The sequence below is a fragment of the Roseicyclus amphidinii genome (assembly GCF_030163755.1).
Classification (GTDB): Bacteria; Pseudomonadota; Alphaproteobacteria; order Rhodobacterales; family Rhodobacteraceae; genus Roseicyclus; species Roseicyclus amphidinii.
The window spans coordinates 12,673-32,130 of sequence record NZ_JASJOE010000040.1; the positions used below are offsets into that span (position 1 = coordinate 12,673).

The window sequence follows — 19,458 nt, forward strand, 5'->3', positions numbered from 1 at the left end:
GTGCGCCGTGGGGCGGGTCGAAAAACTGCAGTTTTTCGGGTGCGCGAAACTGCAGTTTCGCGGGTTCGTTTTGCTGCCGCAAAACGCGGACGGAAAACTGCAGTTTTCCGCCGTCTCATGGCCCGTCACGCGGGCGCAGGATGCGCACCGGGTCCTGGTTGCAGAAGATCACGATCTGGCCGGCATTCTCGACCGCGCGAAAGCCGCGGCGATACACTTCGCAGATGAAGGCCTCGCGCCCGATATAGCGCTCCACGTCGCGCGCGGAGCGACGGATGACCTTGCCCTCGTGGGCCTGTCTGGAGCGGAACACATCTGCGAGGAAGGCCTCGGGTGAGTGATTGGGGGGCAAACGGTCCATGTCCGCCAGACTGGCATGGAAGGCTTGACGCAACCTTAACGCGGGCCCGCTTTCGCGCGTTCCAGCACGAAAACCCGCACCGCCGAGGCCAGCCCGGATGTCACCCCGCGCGCGGCGTCGATCTCGGCGATCAGCTCGTTGACGGATTTGCCCTCGGCCTCTGCGATGCGGCGCAGCTCGTACCAGAACGCGTCTTCCAGCGACACGCTGGTGCGGTGTCCGCGCAGCGTCAGCGAGTGCTTGCGCGGGCGCGCGGTGCCGCTCATTGCCCCGGCTCCCCCTCGGGATCGGGATCGAGATCGGGCGCGCTGCGTCGATGGCCGTCCAGATGCGCGGCCTCGGCCTTGACGCGGGCCTCCTCGGCCTGGCGCTCGGCTTTCGTGCGCCCGAAGCGGGCGGCGTTGGCATCGGCCGTGCGGCGTTTCTCGTCCCGCGCCCGTTGCTTGCGGACCCGGCCAAGGTTGATCACATCGCGCGCCATGGCCGGTCCTTTCGTCAGTCGGGGGCCGCAAGGCCGGTGACGGCCTCGGCCAGCGCCACCGCCACCTCGGGCGACAGGCAGTCGATCGCGGGGGGTGTCATCTCGGCCGATGCCGCGCCCGCGGCGACCAGCCCGACGAGGGCCGCGTCGAGGCGCAGGATCTCGGGGCGGATCACGGCGGCAAGGTCGGGCGCGTCCGTCGGAGCCGGTGCCGCGCCACCGGTCCAGCGGTCGATCCAGCACGACTGGATCGCCTTGGCCGCCTCGATCTGCGCCGCCGAGAAGGCCACGAGCGGCGCGGGGGCAAGCCCGAGCTCGCCGGCCCGCGTCGCCATGGCCTCGAGCACCGCCGCCTCGCGGGGGAGGTCCTCGACGGGAAGCCCGCGCAGGAATTTCCAAGCCGCGACATCGACCATCAGCGACAGCCGCTCGGTGACCAGGCCCGGCAGGGTGGCGGCATCGCCCGCCGCCTCGGCGCGCGCCATCCCGCCCGGCATCGGCCCGCCAAGGGCGAGCGCGAGACCCAGCGACAGGACAGGCGCGCGCAGGCCCCTCACCCCTTTGGTCCGATCATGTCTTCGGGGCGCACGACACGGTCGAAGGTCGCTTCGTCCACGAAGCCCAGCCGGATCGCCTCTTCCTTGAGCGTCGTGCCGTTCTTGTGGGCGGTCTTGGCGACCGTCGTCGCGTTGTCATAGCCGATGGTGGGCGCCAGCGCGGTCACCAGCATCAGGCTTTCCTTCATCAGCCGGTCAATCCGCTCGACATTGGCCTGCGTGCCCTTGAGCATCCGCTCGGTGAAGCTGTCGGCGGCATTGCCCAGCAGCGTCATCGACTGCAGCAGGTTGTAGGCCATCATCGGGTTGTAGACGTTCAGCTCGAAATGGCCCTGGCTTCCGGCAAAGGCGATCGCCGCGTCATTGCCGAGGATATGGGCGCAGACCTGCGTCATCGCCTCGGCCTGCGTCGGGTTCACCTTGCCCGGCATGATCGAGCTGCCCGGCTCGTTCTCGGGCAGGATCAGCTCGCCCAGGCCCGAGCGGGGGCCGGAGCCGAGGAAGCGCATGTCGTTGGCGATCTTGTAGCAGGCCATCGCGGCCGTCTTGATCGCGCCCGACATGAAAACCATCGCGTCATGGGCGGCCAGCGCCTCGAACTTGTTGGGGGCGGTGACGAAGGGCAGGCCGGTGATCGCGGCGATATTGGCCGCGACGGTGGTGTCCCAGCCCTTGTCGGTGTTCAGCCCCGTGCCCACCGCGGTGCCGCCCTGGGCCAGCTCGTAGATGCCCGGCAGCGCCATCTTGATCCGCGCGATGCCGTTCCTGACCTGCATCGCGTAGCCCGAGAACTCCTGCCCCAGCGTGAGCGGCGTCGCATCCTGCGTGTGGGTGCGGCCGATCTTGATGATGTCCTTGAATTCCTCGGACTTGGCCTCCAGCGCCTCGGCCAGGGTCTCGAGGCCGGGGATCAGCACCTCGTGCGCCGTCACGGCGGCGGCGATGTGCATAGCCGTCGGGAAAGTGTCGTTCGAGGACTGGCCCATGTTGCAATGGTCGTTCGGATGAACCGGCTTTTTCGAGCCGATCTCGCCGCCCAGCATCTCGATGGCGCGGTTCGAGATGACCTCGTTCGCGTTCATGTTCGACTGCGTGCCCGAGCCGGTCTGCCACACCACCAGCGGGAAATGATCGTCGAGCTGGCCGTCGATCACCTCCTGGGCGGCGGCGATCATCGCGTCGGCGAGCGTCGCGTCCAGCTTGCCGCTGGCCTTGTTCGCCTCGGCGCAGGCGCGCTTGATGACGCCGAGCGCGCGCACGATGGCCACGGGCTGCTTTTCCCAGCCGATCGGGAAATTCATGATGGACCGCTGGGTCTGCGCGCCCCAGTAGCGGTCGGCGGGCACCTCGAGGGGGCCGAAACTGTCGGATTCTGTGCGTGTCGCGGTCATCTTGATCACTCCGGTATGCCGTTGCATGCCGTTTAGCGGCGGCGGCCCTGCGCGGCAAGGCGCGGGGATGTCTCAGGCGGGGTTTTGCGTGAAACGATACACGCGGGCGGGCGGCATGTTCCACCAGATCTTGCGGCTGACGCGCCAGTGCAGGCCCAGGTCCTCGCGCAGGGCGCGGGCGACGGGCGGCTTCGGGCCGTAGGTGAACTGGACATAGGGTCCGCCGGGCGCGACGCGCCGGAAGGTGCCGGTCAGGATGTCGCGCTGCAGCGGCAGCGGCATCGACAGGAGCGGCAGACCCGAGACGACGGCCTGCGCGTTCTCGACGGGCAGGTCGCCGACATCGCCCGCGCTCATCTGGTGGACGTTCAGCCCCGGAAACCGCGCGCGCAGGCGGTCGCAGAACTCGGGGTTCATCTCGATGGAATGGAGGTTCTCGGGGGCTACGCCCCGGTCGAGGATGGCTTGCGTGATATTGCCCGTGCCCGCGCCCAGCTCGATCACCGGGCCCTTCGCCGGGTCGATCCCGGCCACCATCTCGGCGCAGAGAAACCGCGAGGAGGGGGCAAGCGCCACCACCTGGTGCGGGCGCCGCAGAAGCTGCCCCATGAAAAGGGCGAAATCGCTGCCGGCCATTCGGACCACCCCACCTGAACGCGTGCCTGTCAGCCGGGTTGTAACCGGGTTTCGTGACAGGTCCAGTGGGTCAGTGGTCTTTCTGTCAGTGGTTCTTTCTGAACGTGTCGAGGCTCACGACCTCGGCATCCTGCGGCGCAGGGCGCGGCGCGGGCCTGTCGCCGCCATCGGTGGGCGCGGGATCGTCGCCTTCGACCTCGGGGGCCTCGGTGCTTTCGAACCGCAGCCCGAATTCGACCGAAGGATCGACGAAGGTGCGGATCGCGTCGAAGGGGATGCGCAGCGGCTCGGGATTGTCGCCGAAATTCAGCACGATGGAGAAGCCGTCATCATCCACCGCCAGCCCGTCATACCAATGCTGGATGACGATGGTCATCTCCTCGGGGTAGCGGTCTCGCAGCCAGTCGGCGATATCCACCCCCGGCGCGGTGGTGTCGAAGGTGATGAAGAAATGGTGATCCCCCGGCAGACCGTCGCGCGCCACATCCTCCAGAACCTGCTGGATCAGGCTGCGCATCGCGCGATGCATCAGGCGGCCATAGGCGATGGAGGCGGTGCGGTCGGACATGATGGCAGAGCATCCCTTGGGGGAGTGATGCGCTCACCATAGAAGATTCGTTCCGATTTGAAAGGCGGCCCGTTCCGCTGCCCGCCGCCGCCGTGACCGGGGCTCAGACGCCCCCGAAATTGGCAAGGATCAGCCACGCCGCCAGCCCGGCCTCGCAACCGAAGAAGGTCCAGCTTTGCCGGCTTGCGGCATTGTCACGGAAGATCGAGGTGACGCGTCCCGTTGCCGCGCCTGCATAGGCAAGGCCGACCACGACCCAGGCGAGCGGCTGGTCGAGCATCATCGCGCCAAGCCCGAGCCCCACGAAAAGGCAGCCCGAGGCGGCCGAGACCTCGGTATAGGCCATGTTGGTCGGCCCGGCCTGCATGTCGAGCTGTTCCATGGTCCAGCGCGGCGCAAGCCAGCCCATCAGCCCGAGGAGGATCGTCAGCCCCGCAACCGCGTAATTCACATAGTCGATGGCGGTCATGGCCGTCCTTTCACATCCACATCGGCGCACCCCGGCGCGCCGTCTTTCAGGTTAAACGCAGGGGCGGGCCTGTTGGATCACTTGCATCTGAAAAAAGATCACGCCGACGTGAGCGGGCGCGCGTGGCCCGTTGCAGGCGGGACCGCGATCAGGATGTGGGGAAAGTGCAGGCTTCTGTTGCCAGGTGCCTGCGGACCCCGCCTTACGCTGCTAGGCGCAAGGGCTTAGTTTCGGCGACTCGAGCAGCTTACGCTGCCAGAGCCATTGCCGGAGCACGGTTGTCATTTGCAACTGTACGTTTCGGACCGATAACGGTGGTACCTCACCGGGACAAAGCCAACCCCTTTAGACGTTCGTCGATCCTGTTTCGGCCCCATGATCCGCAAATGACGGAGATTTGGTGGAGCCGCCGGGTACCGCCCCCGGGTCCGAGCCGCTTATTCCGAGCGCGTTTATGTCCATAGTCCCGTTGCCGGAACATGCTGAACATACGCAGCCGCCCGCGGGATTTCAAGGAGGCTCGGGGGGCTCGGGGGGCTTGAGGGGTGGTGGGTTGCCCGTGTAATGTATGTAATAACATTACATCAAAGGTGCACCATGTCCGACCCCCGTCTTCCTGTCACTGTCCTGTCCGGCTTCCTTGGCGCGGGCAAGACCACGCTTCTGAACCGCATCCTGCAGAACGGCGACGGCCGCCGTATCGCCGTCATCGTCAACGACATGTCCGAGGTGAACATCGACGCGGATCTCGTGCGCGCCGAAGGCGGGCTCAGCCGCACCGACGAGACGCTGGTCGAGATGTCGAACGGCTGCATCTGCTGCACCTTGCGCGACGACCTGCTGGTCGAGGTGCGCAAGCTGGCCGAAGCGGGGCGCTTCGACGCGCTGGTGATCGAATCGACAGGCATCTCCGAACCCCTGCCGGTGGCCACCACCTTCGACTTCCGCGACGAGGAGGGCGAAAGCCTGTCCGATGTCGCGCGGCTCGACACCATGGTGACGGTCGTCGATGCGGTGAACCTGCTGCGCGATTTCGCCAGCCATGACGTGCTGGCCGACCGTGGCGAGAGCATGGGCGAGGGGGACGAGCGTCGCCTCGTTCACCTGCTGACCGACCAGATCGAGTTCGCGGATGTCGTGATCCTCAACAAGGTGACCGAGGCCGGGCCGGAGCGCGCCGATGCCGCGCGCAAGATCATCCGCAGTCTCAATGCCGATGCGCGCCTGCTCGAGACCGATTTCTCGGACGTGGCGCTTGGCGATGTGCTGGAGACGGGGCTGTTCGACATCGACCGCGCCCATGAGCATCCGATGTGGGCCAAGGAGCTTTACGGCTTCCGCGACCACGTGCCCGAAACCGAGGAATACGGCGTCACCTCCCATGTCTACCGCGCCCGCCGCCCCTTCGTGCCCGAGGCGATTCTGGCCCTGCTGGACGGTGATCTGCCGGGGGTGATCCGCGCCAAGGGGCATTTCTGGATCGCCACGCGCCCCGACTGGGTGGCGGAGTTCTCGCTGGCTGGCGCGCTGTCGGGCGTGACGCCGCTTGGCACATGGTGGGCCGCGGTGCCTCGCGAGCGGTGGCCTGCGCACAAACCTGCGCAGGATTACATCGCGCAACACTGGATCGAGCCATGGGGCGACCGGCGGCAGGAGCTGGTTTTCATCGGGTCGGGGATCGATTGGCCGGTGCTGAAGGCGCGGCTCGATGCCTGCCTGCTGGCCGAGGGGGCCGACGGCCGCGACCTGCCCGACCCGTTCCCCCGCTGGCGCAGGCAGGAGGATGCGGCGTGACGCGGCGCGGCAATCTCGGGGCGACCTCGCTTCGGCCGCGGCGGCGCGAGCTGGACCCGATGCGCGTCTATGACCGCCTCCCGCCCGAGCTGCGCGCCTGGATGGCCGAGGCGGCGCTGCCCTGGTCGCCCAAGTCCTGCTTGCGCCTGTGGCGCAAGGCCTTGTCGGAGGAGGGGTGCCCGGCACGCGCCCGCGCGCGGCTGGACCGGGCCGAGGCTGCGCTGCTGGCGCGGGACCGGATGCGCGGGGACAGGCCCTGATCCGACGCAAAACGGGCGCCCGCTTGGGGCGCCCGTCCTGTCTTCATGGGTGACGGTGGATCAGAACCCGGCCTTGATCCGCTCGAAGGCTTCGGCCTGACGCTCGCGCTGCTCGTTCGAGATCGGCAGCTGTGCAAGGACCGGAACGGTCACTTCGCCAAGGCCCGCGGCCTCCATCGCCTCGGCGCCGAGCGCCTGAAGCGCCGCGTCATTGGCCGAACCGAAACCGTTCACCAGAAGCGGGCCGGCCGACACGTCGGCATGCATCGCGTTCACGAAGTCATAGGCCTGGTCTTCCGAACCTTCGCCTTCGGCCATGTTGACGTAACCGCAAAGCCAGACGCTCGAGCCCTCGGTCGTGTTGCGCTGGAAGCCCACCGGGAAGCCCTCGTCGGCCAGCGCGACCGGAACCTCGTTCCAGACCCATGCCGCCAGAACCTGCCCCGAGGCCATCAGCTGCTGGATTTCCGCGGGGTCGACCCAGTAGTTCAGCAGGTTCTCGTGAATGCCGCGCAGCCATGCGGTCGCCGCTTCGAACTGCGCGTCGGTCGCGTTCGCCCAGTTGGTCACGCCGGTGGCGAGATAGGCCAGCGCATAGGCGTCATCGACGTTGTCGGGGATCGACAACCGGCCGGCATAGGCGGGATTGTTGAAGATCTCGAGGCTGGCGACATCCTCGGCCGGGACCTCGTCGGCGTTGTAGGCCACGGCGGTCGAGCCGTAATCCGTCGGCAGGAAGAACAGCTCGGCCGAACCGGCCAGAACATCCTCGCCCACGAGATCGGCGTTCAGCGTCTCGTAGGCCGCGATGCGCGAGCGGTCCCAGGGCTCGATGATGCCCGATTCCTGCCAGCGCGGCACCGAGCCTGCGCAGATATGCGTCACGTCCGAGCGGAACCCGGCCAGCAGGCGCTGGAACGCCTCGTCCTCGTCGCCGAAGAAGACGAATTCGGGAGATGCGCCGTGCTGGTCGATGAAGGGCTGGTGGAACTCGGGGTTCTCGAACCCGGAATAGTCGAACACCAGAAGATCCTGCGCCATGGCGTAGGACGGAACGGTCAGCGCGAGGGCCAGGGCGGTGCCGAGGGCCGGGCGATGGGTCATGATGCTGTTTTCCCTGTTGATGAGTGGGCGGTGAAACCGCCAACGAAGGTAGGGCCCATGGCCCCTGCCTGCAAGGGTCTGCATGTGTCCGCAAGGCGTGCCGCCACGTGCGGCTACTCGACCCCGCGCTCCGTGCGCCGCGCGGCGAAGACCGAGCGCGCCAGCTCGCGCGTGTAGCCCTCCAGCTCCTGCAGGGCGGCCTCGATGTCCGCGCCGTCTCGGGCCTCGGCCGCGTCGGCGATGCGGGCGTGCAGGGCGATGATCGCCTCGCGCGAGCGGGCGGTGAAGGTGATCATGTTCATCAGCGGCTGCATCGCTTCGACCGCACCGGCCAGCTGGTAGGACAGGACCGGGTTGCCCGCCGCATCCACCAGCGCGCGGTGAAAGGCGACATCCGAGGCGCAGAACGCCTCGTCGCTCAGGCCGGGCTGGCCCTGCCGCGTGATCTCGGCCCGCATGGTGGCCAGGTGATCTGGCGCGCGCCGTTCGGCGGCCAGCCGTGCACAGGCCCGTTCCATGGCGAAGCGCGCCTCGCAGGCGGTGTCGAAGCTGACGTCGTTCATCCCCAGAAGCAGGGTCGAGGTGGTGATCTGCTGGGCATGGGCATCGGCATAGCTCAGCCGGTTGACGAAAGCCCCGCCGAACGCCCCGCGCTGCGTGCGGATCAGCGATTGCGCGGCCAGCCGCTTCAGCGCCTCGCGCACCGTGGGGCGCGACACCTCGAACTGCTCGGAAAGCTCGGCCTCGGACGGCAGGCGGTCGCCCACGATCAGCTTGCCCGACACGATCGCATCCCGGATCGCGGCGGCGATCTGGGCAGAAAGGTCGGCGGGGTTGTTCGGGTCGATTTTCATTTGTCAGGCATTTAAAAGTCTGACATTTCATTGTCCAGCAAAACGAGTCGTCGGGGAGGGCGGCACGCCATGATCGCAGCCCGCATCCGCGCCATGGGCGCGCCCCATTGGCTGGGTCTTTACGGCCTGATCCTGGGCGCTTGGGGCCTGCTTTACGCGATGGCGGTGCCCGCCGATCTGCGCGCGGCCTCCTCGCTTTACGGGATCGAGTTTCTTGCCGCGCTCTGCGTGGCGACGCCGGACGCCGCGGGCTATTTCGGCCTGCTGGCCATGTGGGCGATCATGTCGGCGGCGATGATGGCCCCCACCGCGCTGCCCGCGCTCGCCACCTATGAAGATCTGGGGCAGGCAGGGGCGGAGACGCGGATTGCCGGGCTGGTCGCCGGATACCTCGCCATCTGGGTCGGCTTCTCGACCTTCGCCGCCGCCGCGCAACTGACGCTGTTCCAGGCGGGGCTTCTGGACCCGTTCGGCACCAGCCTGTCGGCGGTCCTTTCGGCGGCACTTCTGGCGTTGGCGGGCGCATGGCAGTTCACCCCCCTCAAGGAGGCCTGCCTGTCGAAATGCCGCGCGCCGATGATGTTCTTCCTCCAGCATTTCGACGAAGGCCCGTGGCGCAACGGTCTGCGCCTTGGCGCGGTCTGCCTCGGCTGCTGCTGGGCCTTGATGCTGCTCGCCTTTGTCGGGGGCACGATGAACCTGGTGTTCATGGGGATCGCCACGATCCTGATGGCGCTCGAGAAACTGCCCGAGATCGGGCGTTGGCTGACCCGTCCGCTGGGTGTGGCGCTGCTGGCAGCAAGCGCCGTCACCCTGTGGACCGCATTCTGAAACGGGAGAGACACATGGCAAGCGACCGCATTGCGACCCCCTCGCGCATCGACAACCGGGCGGCGGATGCGCCGCGCTCGGGGCATGGCAGCGTGCCTTGGGCGATCAAGGGCGAGCTGATCCTGAACTGCAACTGCACCGTCTTCTGCCCCTGCGTCGTCTCGCTGGGCCTGCACCCGCCGACCGAGGGGCATTGCCAGACCTGGGGCGGCGTGCGCATCGACGAGGGCCATTACGGCGACGTGGACCTGTCGGGGCTGAACATCGGCCTCTTGATCGAGATCCCCGGCATGATGAGCCGCGGCAACTGGAAGGTCGCGCTTTTCATCGACGAGCGCGCCAGCGACGCGGCCTATAACGCGCTGGTCGACATCTTCTCGGGCAAGGCCAAGGGCACGACGGGCCTGTTCCAGGTGCTTGTGGGTGAGGTGATCGGGGTGGAGCGCCAGCCGGTCAGCTACGAGACCGACGGCAAGACGCGCCACATCACCGTGGGCCGCAAGATCGAAGGCGTGGTCTTCCCCGTGGGCGGCAAGGACCCCGGTGAGGATATCGTGATCCGCAACACGAAATACTGGATGGGGCCGGACATCACCGTCGCCACGGCCAGCAAGGGCCGCGTGCGCGCCTATGGGCGGGTCTGGGATTTCGGCGGGCGCTCGGCCGAGATCTGCCAGATCGACTGGTCCGGGCCGGGCAAGGGGTAAGGCGCGTGATCACGCCTGCCTATTGTCAAACCATGGCGCGCTACAATGCGTGGCAGAACCAGTCGCTATTCCACGCGGCCGCAAGCCTGTCCGAAGCGGCGCGCGAGGAGGATCGGGGCGCCTTCTTCGGCTCGATCCGGGCGACCCTCAGCCACCTGATGTGGGGCGACCTGATGTGGATGGCGCGCTTCGACGGGGGCGAGGGACCGGGCGGCAGCATCGCCGTCTCGCCCGGCCGCTATGACTGGGCGACTCTCTGGGCCGAGCGGCCCAGGCTCGACGCGCGCATCGCGGGCTGGTCCTGGATGGTGACCGAGGAGGAGCTGGCGGGCGATCTGCACTGGTATTCCTTCGCGCAGGCGCGCGAGATGTCCAAGCCCTACGGGCTGTGCGTGATGCACCTCTTCAACCACCAGGCCCACCACCGCGGGCAGGTTCACGCCATGCTGACCGCCGCGGGGGCACGGCCCGACGACACCGATCTTCCCTTCATGCCGGACGAGGTTCCCGAATGGCGCTGATCTCCCCCTCCCGCCGCTTGCGCCGCACACCGTTTTCCGAGGGGGTCGAGGCCGCGGGCGTCTCGGCCTACACGGTCTACAACCACATGCTTCTGCCGACCGTCTTCGCCTCGGTCGAGGAGGATTACCGGCATCTCAAATCCGCCGTGCAGGTCTGGGATGTCGCCTGCGAGCGGCAGGTCGAGGTGCGCGGCCCCGATGCCGGCAAGCTGGTCCAGATGCTTACGCCCCGCGACCTGCGGGGGATGTTGCCGGGGCAATGCTACTACGTGCCGATGGTGGACGAGACGGGGGGGATGTTGAACGATCCGGTGGCCGTGAAACTGGCCGAGGATCGCTGGTGGATCTCCATCGCCGACAGCGATTTGCTGTTCTGGGTCAAGGGGATCGCCCATGGCTACCGGCTCGACGTGCTGATCGACGAGCCCGATGTCTCGCCGCTGGCGGTGCAGGGGCCGAAATCCGACGAGCTGATGGCCCGCGTCTTCGGCGACGGGGTGCGCGACCTGCGATTCTTCCGCTTCGGCTTCTTCGATTTCCAGGGGCGCTCGATGGTCGTCGCACGCTCGGGTTATTCCAAGCAGGGCGGCTTCGAGATCTATGTCGAGGGTGCCGACATCGGCATGCCGCTGTGGACAGCGCTGATGGAGGCGGGGCGCGATCTGGACGTGCGGGCGGGTTGCCCCAACGGGATCGAGCGGGTCGAGGGCGGGCTTCTGAGCTACGGCAACGACATGACGCGCGACAACACCCCGCACGAGGCCGGGCTGGGCCGCTTCTGCAACACCGCCACGGCGATCGGGTGCATCGGGCGCGATGCCCTGCTGCGGGTGGCCAAGGAAGGACCGGTCAAACAGGTCCGCGCGATCGAGATCGGCTCGACCGCCCTTCCGCGCTGCGACCGTCCGTGGCGTCTGCTCGCCGGGGTGAAACAGGTGGGGCAGGTGACCTCGGCCGCGCAATCGCCCGACTTCGGCTGCGGCGTGGGGATCGGCATGGTCCGCATGACCCATTGGGACGCGGGCACCGAACTGATCGTCGAAACCCAGGACGGCGCGTTTCCGGCACGCGTACGAGAGACGTTCTGGATTTGAAAACAGGAAATTGCGGCGCGTTCTTCACGCATCGCATGAAGATGGAGGGACCAAGATGACATTCCGCGCACTGGTGGTGGAAAAGGAAGACCAGGGGCCGACCTCGGCCTCGGTCATGGTGCTGGAGGATGACCGCCTGCCCGCGGGCGAGGTGACCGTCGCGGTCGAGTATTCCACGGTGAACTACAAGGACGGGCTTTGCATCGGGCCGGGCGGCGGTTTGGTCCGAACCTACCCGCATGTGCCCGGCATCGACTTTGCCGGCACGGTCGAGGCCTCGGATGATCCGCGCTACAAGCCCGGCGACAAGGTCGTGCTGACCGGCTGGCGCGTGGGCGAGGTGCACTGGGGCGGTTACGCCGAGAAGGCCCGCGTCAAGGCCGACTGGCTGGTGCCGCTGCCCGGGGGGCTGACGACGCGGCAGGCCATGGCGGTGGGCACCGCGGGCTTCACCGCGATGCTCGCCGTAATGGCACTGGAGTATCACGGGCTCGCGCCCGGCGCGAGCGAGGTGCTTGTCACCGGGGCCGCGGGCGGCGTCGGCTCGGTCGCCACGGCGATCCTGGCAAACCTCGGCCACGAGGTTGCGGCCGTGACCGGTCGGCCCGAGCAGGAGGACTACCTGAAAAGCCTGGGAGCCAAGCGGATCGTTCCGCGCGAGGAGCTGGCCGAGACCGTCAAGCGCCCGCTCGAGGCCGAGACCTGGGCGGGCTGCGTCGATGCCGTGGGCGGCGCGATGCTGGCGCGGGTGCTGGGGCAGATGAGATACGGCGCCTCGGTCGCCGCGGTGGGTCTTGCCGGGGGCGCGGGCCTGCCCGCGACGGTCATTCCCTTCCTTCTGCGCGGCGTGAACCTGCTGGGCATCGACAGCGTGATGCAGCCCTACGACAACCGCCTCCGCGCCTGGGAGCGGATCGCCCGCGACTTGCCGATGGACCGGCTCGAGGCGATGATCCAGCCCGCCACGCTGGCCGACCTGCCCGAGCTGGGCGCGTCGATCCTCAAGGGCGGCGTGCGGGGTCGTGTCGTGGTCGACGTCCGGGCCTGACCCCTTCACCCGCCGCGCCGGATCGGGCAGGCTGCCCCCGTCCGGGGTGTCCCGTGACACGATGACAGGGACGGAGACGGGGGCGGCGATGGCGCGTGACAAGACCGTGGGGCTGGCGCTCGGCTCGGGCGGGGCGCGGGGTTGGGCGCATCTGGGCGTGCTCTCGGTGCTCGACGAGATGGGCGTGTCGCCCGGCGTGATCGCGGGCTGTTCGATGGGCGCGCTGGTCGGGGCGGCCGCCGCGGGCGGCGTGCGCTCCGAGCTGGAGGAGTGGGCGCGCTCCCTGACGCAGGCCAGGTTCCTCGGGCTGCTCGACCTGCGCTTCGCCGGTGGCGGGCTGGTGGCGGGGCAGGAGATCGCCTCGGTCCTCGGGCAATGGGGGCTCGACTGCGCCATCGACGAGCTGGGCGTTCCCTTCGCCTGCGTGGCGACCAATCTCGAGAACGGCCGCGAGGTCTGGCTTGACGAGGGGCCGCTTCTGCCCGCGGTGCGGGCCTCGGTCTCGATGCCGGGGCTGTTCGCGCCGCAGCAGATCGGCGGGCGCTGGCTGGTGGATGGCGGGCTGACCAACCCGGTTCCGGTCTCGGTCGCGCGCGCCAAGGGGGCGGACGTGATCATCGCGGTGAACCCCAACGCGAAACCCTCGGGGCGGGTCTGGGTGCCCGAACCCGCGGGCAGGGGGCTGTGGGACCGCATGGCGGCGACCCTGCCCGAGGCGCTGCGCCCCGATCCCGCACCCGACGAGGAGCCGAAACCGCAAGGCGCCGACGTGGTCGCGGCCTCGATCGACATCATGATGGAATACCTGCGCCGCACCCGCGCCGCCGCCGATCCCGCCGACGTGACCATCGAGGTGGACCTGTCGGACCTGACGACGCTGTCCTTCTTCGAGGCCGAAACGGCCATCGCCGCGGGCCGCGCCGCCGCCGAGGAGGCGCGCCCGCGGATCGAGGCGGCGTTGAGCGCCGCCTGAGCCGTTACTCCGCTGCGCGCAGCGGCGGGGCGTCGGGGTCGAGCCGTTCCGGCTCGGCCAGCTCTTCCGCCCCCTCGGGCGGCGGGCCATCGGCGAGCTTTTCGCCAAGCGCGATCTCCTCGTCGGGGCGCAGCTCTTCCGCCACGGCGACCGGCTCGGGCTGTTCGTCCCAGAAGATCGTCGGGTTCTGCGCCCGCCGCGCTTGCCGTTGCAGCGCCCAGTCCTGTGCCCGTGCGCTCATCCGCTTGGCACCCAGCCGACCGATGCCGCGCGCGGTCCAGCCGAGGATGGTCCAGAACCACACCCGCAGCGCCAGAAGCGACGGCGTGAAGATCAGCGTCAGCACCGTGGCGATGCCAAGGCCGAAGACCACCGCGGTCGCCAGCTGTTTCCACCACAGCGCGGTGGGGCTGTCGACGGTGTAGCCGCCCGCCCCGAAGTCGAGCGAGATGCCGTACATCATCGGCGCAAGGCCCGCCATGGTGGTGATCGTGGTCAGCAGAACCGGGCGGATGCGCGTTTCGGCGGTCCGCACGATGGCCTCGAGCCGCGGCATGTAGCGCGCGTATTCCTGGTAGGTGTCGATCAGGACGATGTTGTTGTTCACCACGATCCCCGCCAGCGCGACGATGCCGGTGCCCGTCATGATGATCGAGAAGGTCTGGTCCATCACCAGCATCCCGATCAGCACGCCCGTTGTGGACAGCACCACGGCCAGCAGCACCAGCACGGCGTTGTAGAAGGAATTGAACTGCGCGAGCAGGATGATGAACATCAGCCCCAGCGCCGCCCCGAAGGCCGAGGTCAGGAAGGCCTGGCTTTCCGCCTGCTCCTCCTGGTCGCCGGCCCATTCCCAGGACACCGAGGCGGGCAGGGGGGTCTCGGCCGTGAGCCAGTCGCTGATCCGCTCGATCCGCTCGTTCGCGGTCACCGGCGCGACCACGAGATCGCGGTCGGGGTCGTCGATGATGGCGCGGATATCGTCAAGCCCGCGGGCCTCTTCCCAGAGCTCGATGTCATAGTGGTCGACCGTCGGCGCAAGGAACAGGCTGACCGGGAAGCCGCGGGTCTGCGGGATCGACAGGTCCGGCTCCGCCCCGGCGTCCACGGCCTCCTGCGGGACGACGCGGGCCAGCGCCAGCTCGCGGCGGAGGCTTGTCGGCCCGCCCTCGACCTGCTCGGCCTCGGGGATCGGTTGCTCCCATGCCAGCGCGACAAGGCCCGGTTCGACATCGGCGCGCACATCGAAGATGCGGCTCTGGTCGATGCGGGTGATGCCCGCAAGCTGCGGCGCGCTGGTATAGGTGACGAAATTGGCCAGCGGCACCAGGCCGTCACGGGTGCGGACCCTGAGCGTGTCGAGCGTCGAGAGCATCCGCGCCTCCTCGGGGAAGCGGACGCGGATGTCGATTTCCTCGTCCGAGGAGTCGACCCGGATCGTGTCGAGCAGGATGCCCCGCGTGACAAGCTGCACCATCGCGCCCACGGTCGCCACATCGGCACCGTAACGCCCGGCGGCGGCGGTATCGACGTTGATTTCCCAATCCACGCCGGGCAGGGGCAGGGTGTCGTCGATCTGGATCAGGCCGGGGAGCGTTTCGTAGAAGTCCCGCGCGGTCTGCGCGGCCTGCTGCAACTCTTCCCAATTGTCGCCCGACAGCCGCAGCGTCACCGGCTTGCCCTGCACCGGGCCCTGCGCCTGTTCCGAGATCTCGGTGTAGATGCCGGGGATCCGGTCCAGTTCGGCGGCCAGCCGGTCGAGGATCAGGTTGCCGTCCTCGCGCTCGCCCCAGGGTTGGAAATCGATCTGGACCTGGCCCACGCTGTCCACCGGCCCGGTGTCGCCCGGACCCGCCGAGAGACCGCCATCGCCCGCGAAGGCGAAGACATCGCGCACGCCCTCGGTGCGCAGCACCACCTCCTCGACCTGGCGGACGAGGATGTCCTTTTCCTCGATCGACAGGTTGCCGCGCGCGCGGACGTAGACCACGGCGCGTTCGGGTTCGGTCTCGACGAAGAATTCGACGCCGTTGTTGTTCTCGGCGAAATAGCTGAACACCGTCACCACGAAGACGCCGACGGCGGCCACGGCAACCAGCGGCATGACGGGGTTGCCCGTCATCATGGCGATGAACCAGCCGAAGGGCGTGCGCTTGTAGCCCGCCTGCACCGGTTGCTGGCGCGGCGGCAGCGCGATCGAGCCCATCACCATCGACATCAGCATCGAGAGCAGCACGAACATGAGCGCGCCGGGCAGCATCGCCGAAAAGGCCGAGGCCTCGGGCCCCGGCGGGGGCAGCAGAACGCCGGGGTTGATCGTCTGCATCGCGGCGAGGAACAGGCCGTAGCCTACCGCGCCCGCAAGCGCCACGCGCAGCGCATACCACGGCAGCAGCGCCTTCAGCGCCGCCGACCCGGTCTCGATCAGCCGCGAGCCGCGCGCGGCGACCCCGCCCAGCACCGGCAGGTAGATCAGCGCCACGATCAGCGAGGCCGACAGAACGAAGATCAGCGTGACCGGCAACATGCCCATGAATTCGCCCGGCACGCCGGGCCAGAACAGCATCGGCAGAAAGGCGCAGAGCGTCGTCGCGGTGGACGAGACGATGGGCCAGAACATCCGCTTGGCCGCGTCGGTATAGGCCTGCATCGGCCGCGCGCCGTCCTGCAGGCGCTTGTCGGCGTATTCCACCACCACGATGGCGCCGTCCACCAGCATCCCCACCGCAAGGATCAGGCCGAACATCACGATGTTGGACACCGGGATGCCCATGACGCCCAAAAGGATGAAGCACAGCAGGAAGGAGGTCGGGATCGCAAAGCCGACCAGCAACGCCGAGCGCGTGCCGAGCGAGGCAAGAACCACGATCATCACCAGCGCGATGGCGGTCAGCACCGAGCCCTCGAGTTGCCGCACCATGCCTGCGACCTGCACCGACTCGTCGAGCGAGGTGTCGACCTCGACCGAGGCCTGAAGCTCCTCGGGCCATGTGGCGCGGACCTCGTCGATGGTCTGGCGGACCAGCTCGACCGTCTCGATGATGTTGAAGCCCTGCCGCTTGACGACCTGCAGCGCAATTGTCGGCTCGCCGTTGAAGCGCGCGGTCCCCTCCCGGTCCTGGTAGGTCAGGCGGATCTCGGCCAGCTCGCCCAGCGTGACGACGCGGTCGCCGTTCACGGTGATGGCGAGGTTGTAGATGTCCTGCGTGCTGTCGAAGCTCGAGGGAATGGTCACGGAAATCGCGCCGGTCTCGGAGGTCAGCTCGCCGGCCGCGATCAACTGGTTGTTGTTGACGACCGCGTTGATCAGGTCGGCGGCGGTCACGTCATAGGCCTCGAGCGCCAGCGGGTCGATGATCACCTCGATCATCTCCTCGCGGGTGCCGGTCAGACCGGCCTCGAGCACGGGGGGCAGCGCCTCGAGCGCGTCCTGCATCTCGTTGCCGAGGCGGATCAGCGTGCGTTCCGGCGCGTTCCCCGAGAGCGAGACGGTCAGGATGGGGAACTCGGAGAAGTTGATCTCGTCGATGGACCAGCTGTCGGCGCCGTCGGGAAACTGCGTCTCGGCCCGGCCCATGGCGTCGCGCACATCGGCGATGGTCGAGCTCTTGTCCCAGCCGAACTCGAATTCCAGGAACACCCCGGCAAAGCCTTCGTTGGCGGTCGAGGTGATCGTGGTCAGCCCGTCGAGATCCTGGAACTCCGCCTCCATCGGGCGCACCAGCAGGCGCTCGGCATCCTCGGCGGAAATACCGGGGAAGGGCACCGTCACGGCGAGGATCGGGATGTCGATATCCGGCTCGCCCTCTTTCGGCAGGCCGACATAGGCCGCGGCCCCGATGACGAGCGAAAGCACCACGAAGGCCACGACCATGCGGGCGCGGCTGGCGGCCCAGTCGATGATGCCGGTCATTGCGTCAACTCCTGGTAGGTGACGCGCACGGGCACGCCGTCGGTCACGAATTCCTGGCCCACCGTGATCACGTCGGCCACCTCGGGCAGGCCGGTCAGCCAGACGCCCGTGGTGGTGTCGCGGATCATGCGGACGGGCACAAAGCGCACGACGCCCTCGTCCACGATCCGCACGCCCAGCGTGCCGTCATCGTTCAGCGTCATCGCCGAGGCCGGCAGCAGATGCGCGGGCATGCCCTCGGACCGGACCAGGATGTCGGCGGTCTGGCCGTCGCGGATCGTCACGTCGGGGTTGGGCACGGTGATCTCGACGCGGAAGGTCCGCGTCGCCTCGTCGGCGGAACGGCTGACGAAACTCACCTCGCCCCGCACCTGCCGCCCCGAGGACAGCCGCGCGCCCGCCTCCGCGCCCAGCATCACCCGGTCGACCTGCGCCTCGGGGACGAAGCCCACCAGCTTGATCGGGTCGAGCTGGATCACCGTGGCGCAGGGCGCGCCCGGCTGCATCAGCGTGCCGATCTCGGCGGTGTCGGTCTCGAGGTAGCCCGCGAAGGGCGCGGTGATGGTCAGGCGCGCGATCTCTTCCTCGGCGCGGGTCACCGCGGCCTCGGCCGAGCGGATGCCCGAGCGCGCCTGCGACAGTGCGGCCTCGCCCGACTGGATCTGCGCCAGAGCGCCCTCGCGCGTCGCTTCGGCGCTGGCGGCCCGCGTCTCCGAGCCGAAACCGCTTTCGCTCAGGCGGCTCGCGGCATTGGCGTCGATCTCGGCGGCGGTCAGCTGCGCGCGGGCGCCGGCAAGCTGCGCCTCGGCCTCGGGCAGGCGGGCGCGGGCGCTGTCGAGCGCGGCCTCCGCCTCCTCCAGCGCGGTCAGGCGGGTTCCGGGGTCGATCTCGCACAGCAGTTGCCCCTCCTCGACGAAAGCGCCTGCGCGGATCGGGTCCGAGATGATCCGCCCCGAGGTCTCGGCCGCCGCCGTCACCTCGCGCAGCGCCTCGGTCCGGCCGCGCAGCTGGACGGCGTTTTCCGTCACCTGCGCCTCGGAGCGGCGGGCCACGACATGCACGCGCGCATCATCCGGTGCGCTTTCGGCCGGGGCCGCCGCGGCGGTCTCCTCGGTCAGCGGTTCGGCGACCGTCCCCGTTGGTTCGGGCGCGAAGCGGGTGGCGAACCCCACCAGCCGTTCGCGGTCGAGGATCACGAAATAGAGCGCGACACAAACAAGCGCGGCAATGATCAAGGGAAATGGGCGCATCGTGAAACCTCGGTTCCGGGGGCGTGTCTGTCTCGTGTGAACGGCCGCCGGCATGTCAACTCGTCGCCGGGGCGGAAGGGATCTTGCCTCTTCTACGCTGAACCGACCGGTTCAGATTAGATTTTTCTGCGCCGCCGCGCAAGACTGAACTAATCGGTTCATTTTTTACGTCAAGCCCCCGCTTTCCTCGTCAATCACCGTGGTGGTGCGACGCGCGGCCCGGATCGGGCCATGGGTCGGGCCTTGCGGCGGCGCGCCCCCTCGGGCTATGTGGCCCGGACGAAAAAACCTTTGGGGCCGGGGCGGGATGTCCGATACCGACAGTTTCATCAACGAGGTGACCGAAGAGGTCCGCCGCGACCGGCTTTACGCCATGTTCCGCCGGTGGGCGTGGCTTGCCGTTCTGATCGTCGCGGGCCTTGTGGGCGGCGCGGCCTGGCTGGAATATTCCCGCGCGCAGGAGCGGGCGACCGCCCAAGCCTTCGGCGATGGCCTGCTGTCCGTGCTGGACCGGGCCGAGCCCGAGGCGCGGGTCGCGGGCCTCGATGAGATCGCGGCCGGTGACACCGACCCGCGGGCGCGGATGATCGTGGCGCTTCTGGCTGCGGGCGAAGTCGCGCGCGGCGGGGCCGAGGCCGAGGCGGCC

General features: G+C 68.4%; 20 protein-coding genes, 1 other RNA gene and 1 pseudogene. 9 read left to right on the forward strand and 13 right to left on the reverse strand.

From position 1 onward, the window contains the following. Positions 1-115: 115 nt before the first annotated feature. The 9 genes from QQK83_RS13310 to ssrA all read right to left on the reverse strand — a co-directional run bounded on the left by QQK83_RS13310 (position 116) and on the right by ssrA (position 4,981). On the reverse strand, positions 116-361 hold the full coding sequence (locus QQK83_RS13310; protein ID WP_284264993.1) for an N-(5'-phosphoribosyl)anthranilate isomerase: 246 nt from the start codon (positions 359-361) through the stop codon (positions 116-118). Between the two features lie 35 nt (positions 362-396). After that, positions 397-627 carry a ribbon-helix-helix domain-containing protein gene (locus tag QQK83_RS13315; protein WP_284264994.1) on the reverse strand — a complete coding sequence of 77 codons (231 nt, stop codon included), beginning with the start codon at positions 625-627 and terminating at the stop codon, positions 397-399. After that, positions 624-842 carry a DUF4169 family protein gene (locus QQK83_RS13320; protein WP_284264995.1) on the reverse strand — a complete coding sequence of 73 codons (219 nt, stop codon included), beginning with the start codon at positions 840-842 and terminating at the stop codon, positions 624-626. The genes QQK83_RS13315 and QQK83_RS13320 overlap by 4 nt, the downstream gene beginning before the upstream one ends. Before the next feature lie 14 nt (positions 843-856). After that, positions 857-1,399, reverse strand: a complete 543-nt coding sequence (gene aroQ, locus QQK83_RS13325; protein ID WP_284264996.1) for a gamma subclass chorismate mutase AroQ — start codon at positions 1,397-1,399, stop codon at positions 857-859. After that, a complete protein-coding gene (fumC, locus tag QQK83_RS13330) occupies positions 1,396-2,790 on the reverse strand; it encodes a class II fumarate hydratase (protein ID WP_284264997.1) in 1,395 nt (464 codons plus the stop codon). The genes aroQ and fumC overlap by 4 nt, the downstream gene beginning before the upstream one ends. Positions 2,791-2,862: 72 nt before the next feature. Beyond that, a complete protein-coding gene (locus QQK83_RS13335; RefSeq protein ID WP_284264998.1) occupies positions 2,863-3,426 on the reverse strand; it encodes a class I SAM-dependent methyltransferase in 564 nt (187 codons plus the stop codon). Positions 3,427-3,511: 85 nt separating this feature from the next. After that, entirely contained in the window at positions 3,512-3,994 is a 483-nt protein-coding gene (locus QQK83_RS13340; protein WP_284264999.1) for an SspB family protein, read from the reverse strand. 103 nt (positions 3,995-4,097) lie between these two features. Further along, entirely contained in the window at positions 4,098-4,463 is a 366-nt protein-coding gene (locus QQK83_RS13345) for a DUF4345 family protein (protein ID WP_284265000.1), read from the reverse strand. A 163-nt stretch (positions 4,464-4,626) separates the two neighbouring features. Next, positions 4,627-4,981, reverse strand: a transfer-messenger RNA (tmRNA) gene (gene ssrA / locus QQK83_RS13350). A gap of 79 nt (positions 4,982-5,060) precedes the next feature. Between ssrA and QQK83_RS13355 the strand changes: the two genes are divergently transcribed. Continuing rightward, entirely contained in the window at positions 5,061-6,257 is a 1,197-nt protein-coding gene (locus tag QQK83_RS13355; RefSeq protein ID WP_284265001.1) for a GTP-binding protein, read from the forward strand. After that, a complete protein-coding gene (locus QQK83_RS13360) occupies positions 6,254-6,517 on the forward strand; it encodes a DUF6525 family protein (RefSeq protein WP_284265002.1) in 264 nt (87 codons plus the stop codon). Before QQK83_RS13355 ends, QQK83_RS13360 begins: the two co-directional genes overlap by 4 nt. Before the next feature lie 60 nt (positions 6,518-6,577). On the opposite strand, the gene QQK83_RS13365 is transcribed toward QQK83_RS13360, so the two are convergent. Both QQK83_RS13365 and QQK83_RS13370 read right to left on the reverse strand, forming a co-directional pair. Further along, positions 6,578-7,621 (reverse strand): type 2 periplasmic-binding domain-containing protein, encoded by a 1,044-nt coding sequence (locus QQK83_RS13365; RefSeq protein WP_284265003.1) that lies wholly within the window; start codon positions 7,619-7,621, stop codon positions 6,578-6,580. Positions 7,622-7,734: 113 nt separating this feature from the next. Beyond that, positions 7,735-8,475: a FadR/GntR family transcriptional regulator gene (locus tag QQK83_RS13370; RefSeq protein WP_284265004.1), complete on the reverse strand. Its 741-nt coding sequence runs from the start codon at positions 8,473-8,475 to the stop codon at positions 7,735-7,737. Between the two features lie 69 nt (positions 8,476-8,544). On the opposite strand from QQK83_RS13370, the gene QQK83_RS13375 reads away from it, so the two are divergent. From QQK83_RS13375 to QQK83_RS13400, 6 genes are all read left to right on the forward strand, one after another. Next, a complete protein-coding gene (locus tag QQK83_RS13375) occupies positions 8,545-9,306 on the forward strand; it encodes a DUF2182 domain-containing protein (RefSeq protein ID WP_284265005.1) in 762 nt (253 codons plus the stop codon). Between the two features lie 14 nt (positions 9,307-9,320). Further along, positions 9,321-10,013: a DUF1326 domain-containing protein gene (locus QQK83_RS13380; RefSeq protein WP_284265006.1), complete on the forward strand. Its 693-nt coding sequence runs from the start codon at positions 9,321-9,323 to the stop codon at positions 10,011-10,013. 32 nt (positions 10,014-10,045) lie between these two features. Then, a complete protein-coding gene (locus QQK83_RS13385; protein ID WP_284265007.1) occupies positions 10,046-10,534 on the forward strand; it encodes a DinB family protein in 489 nt (162 codons plus the stop codon). Further along, positions 10,525-11,628: a dimethylsulfoniopropionate demethylase gene (locus tag QQK83_RS13390; RefSeq protein WP_284265008.1), complete on the forward strand. Its 1,104-nt coding sequence runs from the start codon at positions 10,525-10,527 to the stop codon at positions 11,626-11,628. The genes QQK83_RS13385 and QQK83_RS13390 overlap by 10 nt, the downstream gene beginning before the upstream one ends. A gap of 55 nt (positions 11,629-11,683) precedes the next feature. Then, a complete protein-coding gene (acuI, locus tag QQK83_RS13395) occupies positions 11,684-12,676 on the forward strand; it encodes an acryloyl-CoA reductase (protein WP_284265009.1) in 993 nt (330 codons plus the stop codon). Positions 12,677-12,764: 88 nt separating this feature from the next. Next, a complete protein-coding gene (locus QQK83_RS13400; RefSeq protein WP_284265010.1) occupies positions 12,765-13,649 on the forward strand; it encodes a patatin-like phospholipase family protein in 885 nt (294 codons plus the stop codon). A 4-nt stretch (positions 13,650-13,653) separates the two neighbouring features. On the opposite strand, the gene QQK83_RS13405 is transcribed toward QQK83_RS13400, so the two are convergent. Beyond that, positions 13,654-17,562 carry an efflux RND transporter permease subunit gene (locus tag QQK83_RS13405; protein WP_284265011.1) on the reverse strand — a complete coding sequence of 1,303 codons (3,909 nt, stop codon included), beginning with the start codon at positions 17,560-17,562 and terminating at the stop codon, positions 13,654-13,656. After that, positions 17,559-18,812: an efflux RND transporter periplasmic adaptor subunit gene (locus QQK83_RS13410; RefSeq protein ID WP_284265012.1), complete on the reverse strand. Its 1,254-nt coding sequence runs from the start codon at positions 18,810-18,812 to the stop codon at positions 17,559-17,561. The genes QQK83_RS13405 and QQK83_RS13410 overlap by 4 nt, the downstream gene beginning before the upstream one ends. Positions 18,813-19,119: 307 nt before the next feature. On the opposite strand from QQK83_RS13410, the pseudogene QQK83_RS13415 reads away from it, so the two are divergent. Beyond that, positions 19,120-19,458, forward strand: a pseudogene (locus tag QQK83_RS13415) (hypothetical protein); the annotation flags it as partial.

Bases quoted from the DNA above. Each gene is read 5' to 3' on its own strand.
- QQK83_RS13335 (WP_284264998.1), bottom strand. From the start codon at position 3,426: ATGGCCGGCAGCGATTTCGCCCTTTTCATGGGGCAGCTTCTGCGGCGC.
- QQK83_RS13355 (WP_284265001.1), top strand. From the start codon at position 5,061: ATGTCCGACCCCCGTCTTCCTGTCACTGTCCTGTCCGGCTTCCTTGGC.
- QQK83_RS13365 (WP_284265003.1), bottom strand. From the start codon at position 7,621: ATGACCCATCGCCCGGCCCTCGGCACCGCCCTGGCCCTCGCGCTGACC.
- QQK83_RS13400 (WP_284265010.1), top strand. From the start codon at position 12,765: ATGGCGCGTGACAAGACCGTGGGGCTGGCGCTCGGCTCGGGCGGGGCG.
- QQK83_RS13390 (WP_284265008.1), top strand. From the start codon at position 10,525: ATGGCGCTGATCTCCCCCTCCCGCCGCTTGCGCCGCACACCGTTTTCC.
- QQK83_RS13385 (WP_284265007.1), top strand. From the start codon at position 10,046: ATGGCGCGCTACAATGCGTGGCAGAACCAGTCGCTATTCCACGCGGCC.
- QQK83_RS13345 (WP_284265000.1), bottom strand. From the start codon at position 4,463: ATGACCGCCATCGACTATGTGAATTACGCGGTTGCGGGGCTGACGATC.
- QQK83_RS13310 (WP_284264993.1), bottom strand. From the start codon at position 361: ATGGACCGTTTGCCCCCCAATCACTCACCCGAGGCCTTCCTCGCAGAT.
- QQK83_RS13380 (WP_284265006.1), top strand. From the start codon at position 9,321: ATGGCAAGCGACCGCATTGCGACCCCCTCGCGCATCGACAACCGGGCG.
- QQK83_RS13405 (WP_284265011.1), bottom strand. From the start codon at position 17,562: ATGACCGGCATCATCGACTGGGCCGCCAGCCGCGCCCGCATGGTCGTG.
- QQK83_RS13370 (WP_284265004.1), bottom strand. From the start codon at position 8,475: ATGAAAATCGACCCGAACAACCCCGCCGACCTTTCTGCCCAGATCGCC.
- QQK83_RS13340 (WP_284264999.1), bottom strand. From the start codon at position 3,994: ATGTCCGACCGCACCGCCTCCATCGCCTATGGCCGCCTGATGCATCGC.
- acuI (WP_284265009.1), top strand. From the start codon at position 11,684: ATGACATTCCGCGCACTGGTGGTGGAAAAGGAAGACCAGGGGCCGACC.
- QQK83_RS13410 (WP_284265012.1), bottom strand. From the start codon at position 18,812: ATGCGCCCATTTCCCTTGATCATTGCCGCGCTTGTTTGTGTCGCGCTC.
- QQK83_RS13320 (WP_284264995.1), bottom strand. From the start codon at position 842: ATGGCGCGCGATGTGATCAACCTTGGCCGGGTCCGCAAGCAACGGGCG.
- fumC (WP_284264997.1), bottom strand. From the start codon at position 2,790: ATGACCGCGACACGCACAGAATCCGACAGTTTCGGCCCCCTCGAGGTG.
- QQK83_RS13315 (WP_284264994.1), bottom strand. From the start codon at position 627: ATGAGCGGCACCGCGCGCCCGCGCAAGCACTCGCTGACGCTGCGCGGA.
- QQK83_RS13375 (WP_284265005.1), top strand. From the start codon at position 8,545: ATGATCGCAGCCCGCATCCGCGCCATGGGCGCGCCCCATTGGCTGGGT.